The 8,548-nt window shown below is 53.7% G+C and carries 7 protein-coding genes and 2 pseudogenes; 2 read left to right on the top strand and 7 right to left on the bottom strand.

Annotated elements, in window-relative coordinates:
- A pseudogene (locus ABYP39_RS15340) lies at positions 1 to 317 on the top strand (MFS transporter); the annotation flags it as partial.
- Between the two features lie 84 nt (positions 318 to 401).
- Here ABYP39_RS15340 and putA read toward each other — a convergent pair.
- The 7 genes from putA to ABYP39_RS15305 all read right to left on the bottom strand — a co-directional run bounded on the left by putA (position 402) and on the right by ABYP39_RS15305 (position 7,796).
- Complete coding sequence (putA, locus tag ABYP39_RS15335; RefSeq protein WP_372783405.1) at positions 402 to 4,145, bottom strand: bifunctional proline dehydrogenase/L-glutamate gamma-semialdehyde dehydrogenase PutA; 3,744 nt, start codon at positions 4,143 to 4,145, stop codon at positions 402 to 404.
- A gap of 76 nt (positions 4,146 to 4,221) precedes the next feature.
- Positions 4,222 to 5,595, bottom strand: coding sequence for an MFS transporter (locus tag ABYP39_RS15330; RefSeq protein ID WP_372758369.1), 1,374 nt, complete (start codon positions 5,593 to 5,595; stop codon positions 4,222 to 4,224).
- A 151-nt stretch (positions 5,596 to 5,746) separates the two neighbouring features.
- Positions 5,747 to 6,196 (bottom strand): universal stress protein, encoded by a 450-nt coding sequence (locus tag ABYP39_RS15325; protein ID WP_372748325.1) that lies wholly within the window; start codon positions 6,194 to 6,196, stop codon positions 5,747 to 5,749.
- Positions 6,193 to 6,642 carry an OsmC family protein gene (locus tag ABYP39_RS15320; RefSeq protein WP_372748324.1) on the bottom strand — a complete coding sequence of 150 codons (450 nt, stop codon included), beginning with the start codon at positions 6,640 to 6,642 and terminating at the stop codon, positions 6,193 to 6,195. The genes ABYP39_RS15325 and ABYP39_RS15320 overlap by 4 nt, the downstream gene beginning before the upstream one ends.
- A gap of 9 nt (positions 6,643 to 6,651) precedes the next feature.
- Entirely contained in the window at positions 6,652 to 6,918 is a 267-nt protein-coding gene (locus ABYP39_RS15315; RefSeq protein WP_372748323.1) for a hypothetical protein, read from the bottom strand.
- Between the two features lie 40 nt (positions 6,919 to 6,958).
- Positions 6,959 to 7,381, bottom strand: a complete 423-nt coding sequence (locus tag ABYP39_RS15310; RefSeq protein WP_372748322.1) for an Hsp20/alpha crystallin family protein — start codon at positions 7,379 to 7,381, stop codon at positions 6,959 to 6,961.
- 211 nt (positions 7,382 to 7,592) lie between these two features.
- The gene (locus ABYP39_RS15305; protein WP_372748321.1) at positions 7,593 to 7,796 is read right to left on the bottom strand and encodes a hypothetical protein; all 204 of its coding nucleotides are present in this window, start codon (positions 7,794 to 7,796) and stop codon (positions 7,593 to 7,595) included.
- 305 nt (positions 7,797 to 8,101) lie between these two features.
- On the opposite strand from ABYP39_RS15305, the pseudogene ABYP39_RS15300 reads away from it, so the two are divergent.
- Positions 8,102 to 8,548 (top strand): annotated as a pseudogene (locus ABYP39_RS15300) (coproporphyrinogen III oxidase); the annotation flags it as partial.

Genomic DNA, 8,548 nt, shown 5'->3' with positions numbered 1-8,548 from the left:
TGTTTTCACCGATGCTGATGAATGGCTCGGCGAGCATGCAAAATGACTTTATTCTTATTGGTTTTGCCCTGCTAGGTGTTTCCTATGGCCAGTCGCAGGGAACCGTGACCACCAACTTCGCTAGAAGATTTCGTTACTCCGGTGCAGCTCTTACCTCAGATTTTGCCTGGCTGTTCGGCGCCGCCTTTGCGCCACTGATTGCACTTGGCCTATCGGTTAAATTTGGGCTTACCGCCGTTAGCCTCTACGTATTGTCTGGTGCTCTATGTACGCTACTGGCGTTGTATATCAATCGTCAGATTGAACGAAATGCCTGACCTGGCTTTATCGTCCGACTCTGGCACTTACATGATACGTAAAGGCAAATCGCCTGATAGTAAAATACACAACAAGTCACCTGCTTAAACCGCGCTGCTCCCTAAGGTCATCAGCGCGGCATTGCCCCCCGCCGCTGTAGTATTGATCGTCACCACCTTTTCCCAAGCGTAGGCATACAACGAATACCCACAAGGCTGTTCTGCAATCAACGGCACAGGCACACCTTCGCGCTGCGCCAACAGGCGTGCAATACCTTGCCGCTCAATACTTGTACACGCAGTAAAAACTCCCTGAATATCACCATCTGAAAGTGCATTGTTACCGTCACTCTTTTCCAGCAGGACAAATCGTTCAGGCACGGTCTCGATGCAGCGCGTTAAAACACCGTACCAGGCAGCCGGACATTTCAGAGACACTCGATTACCCATCAACAACGCACTAAAGACGGCAGCAAGGCAGTCGTCAATGGCATCGCCCTGAGTGTAAACACCCAGCAGGTGTCCACGTGGTTCGTAAAGGAGACGGTTGGACTCACCGGTAGGCCCCGGCAGGTTTTGGGGTTCGGCGTAGTCTCGTTCGTAGACCGTGGCGATTTCCGTCAAGCGACGCTGTGTACTCTCGCTAATAAAACCGTGCAGACACGTGATAAATGGGTAAGTCTTTGACGTCAACTTCTCCGTTGAGGCAACAGGAGATCCAGCACTTACTAATCGCTTAAGGCTGTTCGGTCCGCCCACTTTCGGGCCGGTACCCGAGTACCGCCTGCCACCAAAGGGTTGCACTCCAACAACCGCGCCGACCATGTCCCGGTTTACATACACATTGCCCACCTGCACCCGGCTCGCAATAATATCGACGGTGCTCTGCACCCGACTGTGGATACCCAGGGTCAACCCATAGCCACTGGCATTAATCTGATCAACCACCTGATCGAGCTGATCCGCGCGATACCGTATGACATGTACGATGGGGCCGAATACTTCTTCCGGTAGAGTAGACAGCGCGTCAATTTCATACAAATGCGGCGCAAAGAACGTGCCGTCCTGCGTCTCTGACAGCTGTTCGCAGCGGTGCAGTAAACGTCCGCAGCCATCAAGATATTTCAGGTGCGTCTGCAAACGCTGCAGCGCCCGTTCGTCAATTACCGGCCCTACGTCGGTTGCCAGTAAACAAGGGTCGCCGACACACAGTTCGTCCATTGCACCTTTAAGCATGGCGATAATAGCAGGCGCGGTTTCCTCCTGCAGAAACAACACGCGCAGTGCTGAACAGCGCTGCCCGGCGCTGCGAAATCCAGAGCGGATCACATCGTCCACTACCTGTTCAGGCAATGCTGTAGAGTCGACCACCATCGCGTTCACACCGCCAGTTTCTGCTGTAAACGCAACCGGTGCATCGCAGCGATCAGCCAATGCTCTTGACAGCCACCGCGCTGTTGCCACAGAGCCCGTAAACGAAACCGCCTGAATTCTCTGATCGTCGATCAGCACTTCACCCACGGCTCGCCCTGGCCCGAGAACAATTTCAACCACATGCGTTGGTAGGCCACTCTCGTACATCAATTGCACCGCCCGCACTGCAGTCAGACTAGTTTGCTCAGCTGGCTTGGCCAACACACAGTTGCCCGCTGCCAAGGCCGCTACAACCTGCCCAACAAAAATGGCCAAGGGAAAGTTCCAAGGACTGATACACAGCACCACGCCGCGCGGTGAACCTATTTGCACACTGCATTCGGAGTCAATCTGCTGCGCATAGAAGCGACAGAAATCCACGGCCTCACGTATTTCTGCGAGACTGTCCGGCAGGGTTTTTCCCGCTTCTTTTACACACAGCAACATGAATTCTTCCCGGTGTCTTTCCATTGAATCGGCCAACCGCCGCAGAATATCCGCCCGCTCATGCGCCGTCGTTTCTCGCCATGCATCAAACGCCTGGTGCGCCGCCGCCAGCTTATCGCCCATTGATTCAACACTGTCGTAGTCGAGTCGACCGACGAGTTCGGCTTTCCTTGCCGGGTTGAACACACTGACAGCACCAACTTCCAGACTGTCCAACCGCGCCCGCCAGCACTGCTGCATTTCATCACGCAATCGCCGCAACCAGTTACTGTCGCTCCAACAAAATCCGGCGGCGTTAGTACGATAGTCTTGCCGCGCTGGCGGTGTGGCTCTCGGCCCGGTCAGATAGTTAGCTTGGCCGGTAACAGCAGTAGCAAATAGCTCCGGGGGACGCGGTATCGCCGGGTTATGCCACAATCGCTGTACCTGGAGTGCTGCTCTTGGATCGCCAATCAGCGAAGACACTGAACGACGAGCGTCAAGAACCTGATTCACAAAGGACGTATTGGCGCCATTTTCCAACAAACGCCGCACCAGATAGGCAAGTAAATCCGCATGCTTCCCCACTGGGGCATATATCCGGCAAGCCAGCCCCGTGTCCGCCAACAACTGCCCGTAGAGCGCTTCACCCATGCCGTGCAAGCGCTGAAATTCAAAGCCGGTACGCTGCTCATCCATTTCAAGAATTGCGGCCACGCTGTGGGCATTGTGGGTTGCAAATTGTGGAAAAAACCACGCTCTGCCGGCTAACAGACGTTTCGCACAGGCGAGATACGCAACGTCAGTTGCGGCTTTGCGGGTATAGACTGGGTAATCCGCCAAGCCCTGGGTCTGAGCCAGTTTGATTTCGGCATCCCAATATGCGCCCTTAACCAGCCTTACGGGAATGCGCCGTCCCATCGTCTGAGCCAAAGCCTGTAACCACGCAATAACATCAGGAGCCCGCTTCTGATAAGCCTGAACTGCGAGACCAAAACCATCCCATCCCTTCAATGCCGGCTCCGAAAAAACGGCAGCAAAAACTTCCAGCGACAGCTCTAGACGAGCTGCCTCTTCGGCATCTAGCGTGAGTGTCAGGTTATTGTTCCGAGCTAATAGCACCACCGACAACAGGCGAGGCACCAATTCCGTCAGTACGCGACTTCGCTGTGCAACCTCATAGCGAGGATGCAAAGCAGATAACTTGACTGAAATTCCGGCACGCGACATCGACTCAAGAGATCTCGAAGCTGAGTCACGAGAATGCCGACCAATGGCCTCAATGGCATGGCGGTAATTGGCTAGATAACGCTCTGTATCAGCGGCGGTGCGAGCGCCTTCGCCAAGCATATCGTAGGAAAAGGAGTATCCCTGCGCCTCCTGCGGAATCCCACGTGACAGCGCGGTATCGATTGTCTGCCCCATCACGAAAGCGTCGCCCATCAAACGCATCGCATAGCGCGCTGCTTCGCGAATGACCGGCTGCCCTAGGCGTTTGACGGTTCGCCTGAGTACTGATAGCAGGTGGTCATGATGCTCCTGACCGAACCGCACCAGCTGTCCGCTAATGAGCAGCCCCCAAGCTGACGCATTAACAAACAGTGAATGACGATGCCCTATATGATGAGGCCCGACATGCGCTGACCAGTTACCCGCGAGAATTTTGTCAGCGATTAGGCGATCGGCAGTGAGGTCATCAGGTACGCGCAGCAAGGCTTCTGCCAAGCACATCAACACGACTCCCTCGTCAGACGACAGGGAATATTCCTGCAACAAGGCATCGACCCCTGCTCGATGTTGCTGATCGCGACGAATAGCGGTAATCAGGCGCGCCGCGTAATCGGCTACTCGCTCAGCAGTTGCAGATTCGAAGGTCGCCTCAGGTAAAAGTGTCTGCAAGCAAGTTCTATCATCGGCAAGGTAGCGCCCGGACAGATCGGGCGACGTAGCACGAGTGCGCTCGCTGGCGTGAAGCCATTCTCCGTGCGTCAGAACAAACTCATCGCGCATAGCCGAGTGCCTATCCGTCTCCCTTGACTCTACCGTACCGCGAATAGCACGGTAAATCAGCCGCTGGCTGCGATCATCAGTGGGTAGCGACCGCTCGCCAACAAGCAAACATCCCCATTATCGACAAGGGCATAGCCAGAGCAAATAACGCAAAACCCACGTGTGCTGCGTCACTTGCATTGATCTGACTTGAAAAGCCAACAAGTACGGCAAAAACGCCGAACAAGGCGGCGCCCATGGCATTACCCATCTGACGAACCGCTGTAAGCGCCGACGACCCTATCGCCCGGTCTGAATCGCCCAAACTTGCCAGAACTTGTCTATTGAGAAGACTGGACGACAAGCCAAACCCCAATCCGAGCACAATTGCGCTGGCACCAATACTCACCAGACCTCCCCGACTCAGCGTCATGGCCAGTAGAGCCGTGCCCAGTGCGACGCAAAGTCCACCTAGGCGAATACTCGCGTTGCGAATGCGCTGCGCCTGAAAGTTGGACACCAGCAAGCCCGCCAGTGTCCAGCTCATTGAGGGTATAGCCACCAGATAACCCGCATGGAGCGGCGTTAAACCGAAACGCGATTGCAGCAATGGCGGTGCGTACACCAAATAGCACGTTAATGCTGTGGTGAGTAAAAACATGGCACAGTAACCCGCGCCCACAGCAGAACCTCGCGCAACTACCCCCTGCGGCAGCAAACCGTTATCAATGCGGTTCTCACGCCAAAGGTAGCCTACGAGCAGCGTCAGGGATAACAGCAGACACGCAATCGACTCAGAAGTAGAATCACTGTTACTAGCCAGCCCCATTAACAACAGGCACGAACAGAGCAACGTCAACTGAACCCAATTTACCGCCGCTGCAGATTTGCTACGCGCGGTGTCGTCAAGCAGCCACAGTGATAACACGATAAGTAGCACCGACTGCACCGAGAACAACCAGAATACCCAGCGCCAGTCTCCGGCCTGAGCGAGCAGGCCGCCTAGTAGCGGGCTGACAATCGTCGCAATGCCCCAGATCGATGTCGCCAAAGCGAATACCCTGGCTACATGACGCTCTGGAAAGAGAAAAGCCACAGCCACCATCGCAAAGCCCGACAACCAACCGCCGCCAATCCCCTGTACCACCCGCCCCACGATAAATGCATAGATATCGCTGGCCATTGCACTCATCAAGCAACCGCATAAAAGCAGCACGCCAGCAACACCATTTGCGATACGCAGTCCTAACGTCTCACTCAAGCGGCCAGCGCTTGCACTGGCCAGCAACGCACCGAGCATGAAACCCGCCACCCCCCAACTAAAGAGGCCCTCCCCGCCCAGTTCGCGAGCAACACTGGGCATGATGGTGGCTGTGACTAAACTGTCTGCCGCGCCGGTCCACACAGCCATACCCAGAAACAACAAGCGCGACAGGCGCCCCTCAGAGAAAAGGTCTTGCCAGCTATTCACTATTTTTTCATTATGCATGGCGGCAATGATGACATAGCCGCACGCCAAGTGTGCAATAGCCCGCAAAACAATTTCTTGTGCCGCTAATTCATCTGGCGGCAATCTTGCGATGCAAGCCGCACACTGCCTTCTGTAGCGTTATATCAGATGCTTATGACTCTACTATTCGTACGGCTAGCACATTACATTCCGCATGATGTAGCACGCTGTTTGCCGTTGACCCCAGCAGCAAGCGGATACCGTGGCGACCGTGGCTACCAACCACAATGAGATCCGCATGATCATGTTTAGCCTTGGCCACAATCTCGTCTGGGGGGTAACCAAAACGCACATCGATCGATCCGCGCGTGATATCAAAGGGCTCAGCCAGTTTATCGAGCTCTTTAAATAGTATCTTGCGAATCTCTTCCTGATTATAGAGCTCGCTATCCAGCGGGCTCGCATAATAAGGAAAATCGCCGTAAAAAGTGAGTGCATGAGCTACATGTATCACGCTAATTTCGGCCTGGTACCGCGCAGCTAGAGCAGCGGCTTCCTCTAGCACCTGCTCAGCTTCATCTGACAAATCTACGGCCACGAGAATATTCGAGTAACCTTTCATACCGCATCTCCCGACAAAATTTCTACAGAAGTACTCAGGCTGGGCTCTACGGCCAATGCTCTGGATACGAAGCAACTTTTAGCGGTCTTACGTAAAAGGGACTCTGCGTCGACCTTACTGACACTTTCATCAATCTGAAGTACGCAATCCATGTTAAAAGCGGCAAAGCCAACCCCCGAGCCCACGCGATCCAGCACCCCCTCTGCACGACAGGCTATTTGTCTCCAGACAAAACCTTTCCGAGCGGCAACGTCACGAAAGGTAAGGATGTAACAATCCGCCAATGCCGCCAGCAACAGCTCTTCCGGCGACCAAGCATTGCCGGAACCGCCAAAGGCAGGCGGGGGTTCAACAATCAGGTTCGACTTGGCTCCACATTGGGTGACCACCAAACCGGTGTTCAGCGCCGAAGCAGCAACAGAATAATCCTGAGGCAATTGAACCATGGCAGATGCTCAATGCATCCGCTGTCGAATTCGGCGATAGCCAGCCTTCAACTCTTCTGCCAGTAGTTCAAGTGCTACACCCACATCCTCCGCACTTTCACTAGCGGCCTCTCCCACGTCCCGCGACTTACTTTTAAGGTGCTCCCAGCGCTTTTCCAATTCTTCCCATTCGTCATGAAGGTCGGCGGCAGCGAGATGCATGCGCACTCGAATTTCATCCCTTTCGGTTTTGATATTCTGCAACCAGTCTTCTTGGGTATTTTTGCTACTGTCCATAAATTTCACTCCTGAAAATGCCCTTGGTGCCGGGCTTGTGTCATTGAACCTGTATACGGTGACTGCTAGGGGCTGCCGGCTGTGGCTTTGGCAAGCTTAATGTCAGCGTCCCATTTTTAAAGGAAGCCGTGATGTCCTTGCCAGACACACCGTGACCAACCGAAAAGCTACGCGCATAGCTGCCGCTACGACGTTCGCGACGAATAACTCGTCCCTTTTCCTTCTCTTCGCTTTCCTCATGGCGCTCCGCTCGCAATGTCAGGATTCCATCGTCTAGTTCAACTGAAATATCTTCCTTACTAACACCGGGCAGGTCAGCCGTCAGCACGTATTTGCCGTCCCTCTCTTCGATATCGACTGAAGGGGAGAAAAAACCGTTTCGTTCTGCGTCATCGTCATGTCGCAGTCCGGAAAAGACATGGTCAAAAATATTATTTAAAGAATCTCGCGGTATAAGATGCATGATAACGCCTCCTATCATCTGTCCATTTGCCTGCATGGCTTACCATCCAAACTACTGCGTTGTTGCCGGGGAGACCTTGATCCGTATCAACAAAAGCACGGATAACTGGAGGCTGCACAGATTTATTGCCGTGCATGGATCGCCAGATCTATGCACGATAGGATGTTGCTGCTTGGTCGCGGCGATAAGAAACAGAGGTATTTATCGAAACCTAGATATTGATTAACCGCTTTTGCCGGTTGCCGCCATCACCAACACCATAGCGAACGCCAACGCCAATACACCCTCCTAGCCTGTAGCCAGACGCAAGAAAGAGTCGACCATCTTGACTCAGATCAATGTTCGATTCAGCCCAGCGTGCATCATAGACTAGGTAGTTCTGTGTTGGCTTAAAGGCATCACAATGAACGCTCAACAACGCTCTCCGAGCTGCCTTCGAGTACATTCCTTGCAAGAGGCAGTCAGTTAGACGCGGCAACGCGATCTCTAAGGGGCGCAGGGGAGCAGAAGATGAAAAAACCAGTGTCGCCTAAAATCGATAAACGCAATAGAGTGAACACACGAGGCACGGAAGGTTGCGCAGTCGAACATGGCGGTTTCACACCAAGCTATAGGTCATACCCGTCAACGCGCTACTTTACAGAGAGGTTCTGCGACGAAGATGTTAGACAGGCGATACGCGCGACAAAGCAAACATCAATCGCACCACTATCGGTTTATGTGAACATACCTTTTCTGGAAGATGTCAGTCACACGGGAAACACGCCGCAGATAAATCCGCGACATATTTCACCCGCGCGCACCTACCTTGATCACCTACAACGGGAAATTCGGCTGCAAGCTGCACTCTTTGGCGCCCGGCGACCTGTTACGCAGTTTTACGTTGGCGGCAGCGTGTTGACCACACTGGGCAATGCAGACTTAACTCATCTGGTACTCATGCTTTCCACTTCCTTGAACCTCATAGAGCTCGACAACCGCGAATATTCAGTTGATATCAACCCAGACACCGTCAATTTAGAGACGCTGGCGCTGTTGAAAGGGCTCGGATTCAACCGTTTGGTTTTTCGTATTCCCAAAACGACAACCGGTTCGTCGTCAGGAAGCTACCTTGCTCAGAAAGCCCACCACCTGGCTCAACTGACTGAAGCCGCGCGCGATCACGGC

This window comes from Litorivivens sp., assembly GCF_041625495.1.
Classification (GTDB): domain Bacteria; phylum Pseudomonadota; class Gammaproteobacteria; order Pseudomonadales; family Spongiibacteraceae; genus Litorivivens.
This window is presented reverse-complemented; position numbering and strand designations above follow the sequence as displayed.